This window comes from Methanoregula sp. (assembly GCF_002835825.1).
Lineage (GTDB): Archaea > Halobacteriota > Methanomicrobia > Methanomicrobiales > Methanospirillaceae > Methanoregula.
The window spans coordinates 1-2,009 of sequence record NZ_PIZH01000382.1; the positions used below are offsets into that span (position 1 = coordinate 1).

Below are 2,009 nucleotides of genomic sequence, written 5' to 3' on the forward strand. Positions count from 1 at the left end.
GCATAGACCATGAAGGCGTACGCTATTGTGACGGCTATCCAGCACGGAAAGGTCACCGACGACGTAAAACACTACCACCGGGGAAGGAACGAAGAGGCCTACAACAACGGCTGGAAGCTCGATGCCGGCGCCGGCAACGTTGCCTTCGGCTCCGCACTCTACAACTGGGCAGTTTCCGTCCCGTTCATGAAGAAGAGCGGGATCTCGTTCAAGGTCGTGTACGAGAAGTGCCGCGCAGGTGACATGAAATTCCTGGCAAAGAACAGCCCGCTCTCGGAGGTTCTCCTGGATATCGTGGTCAACAAGCTGCCCAACCCGCTCGATGCACAGAAACGCCGTATTCCGGTCATCTGGCACGGCGACAAGGAGTCTAAGGAAGGAAAGGCCATGATCGACTGCGACCCGAAGGGTCCGGTTGCACTGATGGTCACCGATATCTCCTTTGACCCCCATGCAGGCGAAGTCGCCACCGGGCGTCTCTTCTCCGGCTCTCTCAAGCGCGGTGACACGCTCTATGTGATGGGCTCTGCCAAAAAGGAGAACCGTCTCCAGCAGGTCGGTATCTTCATGGGCCCCAAGCGTGTCGAAGTCGAGGAAATTGTCGGCGGCAACATTGCAGCGGTTACCGGTCTCAAGGACGCAGTTGTCGGTTCCACGGTCACGAACCTGCTCGAGATGACGACGTTCGAGTCGCTCAAGCACTACAGTGAACCGGTCATGACCGTTGCGGTCGAGGCCAAGAACATGAAGGACCTGCCCAAGCTCGTTGAAGTGCTCCGGCAGGTAGCCAAGGAAGACCCGACCCTCTCCATCTCCATCAACGAGGAGACCGGCGAGCACCTGATTGCCGGTATGGGAGAACTGCACCTCGAGATCATCACCGGTCGTATCAAGCGCGACAAGGGTGTCGAGATCATCACCTCCCCGCCGATCGTGGTGTACCGTGAGACGGTCACCGGCATGGTGGAAAATGTCGAAGGCAAGTCCCCGAACCGCCACAACCGGTTCTACTTCACCCTCTCACCCCTCCCCGATGAGATCGTCGCCCTGATCAAGTCCGGCGAAGTCTCGATGAACCAGCAGGCTCTCGAGCGCCGTGATGTCCTGATCAAGGCAGGCATGGACAAGGACGAGGCAAAGAGTGTCAAGGATATCCAGGGCACCAACATGCTCATCGACATGACCAAGGGTATCCAGTACCTCAACGAGACCATGGAACTGATCATCGAGGGTATCGGCGAAGCACTCGCCGGCGGCCCGCTCGCAGACGAGCCGGTCCAGAACCTCAAGATGGTCTTGACCGATGTCAAGCTCCACGAGGATGCAATCCACCGCGGTCCCGCGCAGGTCATCCCTGCAGTCCGTGGCGCCATCAAGGGCGGCATGCTGATTGCCGGTGACTCGCTCTTAGAGCCGGTCCAGAAGATCCAGATCACCGTCCCGATGGACCAGATGGGTGCAGCAACCTCCCAGATCCAGGGCCGGCGCGGCCAGGTCTTCGACATGCAGAGCGAGGGAGACACCATCTCCGTTACCGGTAAGGCACCGGTTGCCGAGCTCTTCGGGTTTGCCGGTGATATCCGGTCAGCAACCGAAGGCCGTGCCATGTGGAACACCGAGTTCGCAGGCTTCGAGCTCGTCCCGAACAACATGGTCAAGGAAGTCGTTGTCGGTATCCGCAAGCGGAAGGGCTTAAAGGAACAGATGCCCCAGCCCAACGATTACCTCGCAGTATAGAACAGTCCCAAAACACCCATTACCCAGTCCCTTTTTTTCAATACGATTATTACCACGCTGCTGAAGCGGCATCATTTTCCTAAGCTGGCGGATCAAACATGAACTCTTGCAATCAAATAATTATTTAACAAAATTTATCCTAATTATTTTATTCCATGTTTGAATGCCAAATTTTCCAACAAATATTTCCTGGTAAGCAGGAGCGTGCAGCATGATCCGGACGGCCCGCCCGCACCGGGCACTGCCCGAAGCGATCGCGATTGCACGCGAGC

At 56.9% G+C, this 2,009-nt stretch carries 1 protein-coding gene; it reads left to right on the forward strand.

What is annotated here, in order from left to right; translation table 11 throughout:
* The first annotated feature begins 9 nt into the window (after positions 1-9).
* Complete coding sequence (locus CW742_RS11320; protein WP_292420456.1) at positions 10-1,737, forward strand: elongation factor EF-2; 1,728 nt, start codon at positions 10-12, stop codon at positions 1,735-1,737.
* The last annotated feature ends 272 nt before the right edge of the window (positions 1,738-2,009 follow it).

Bases quoted from the DNA above. Each gene is read 5' to 3' on its own strand.
- CW742_RS11320 (WP_292420456.1), top strand. From the start codon at position 10: ATGAAGGCGTACGCTATTGTGACGGCTATCCAGCACGGAAAGGTCACC.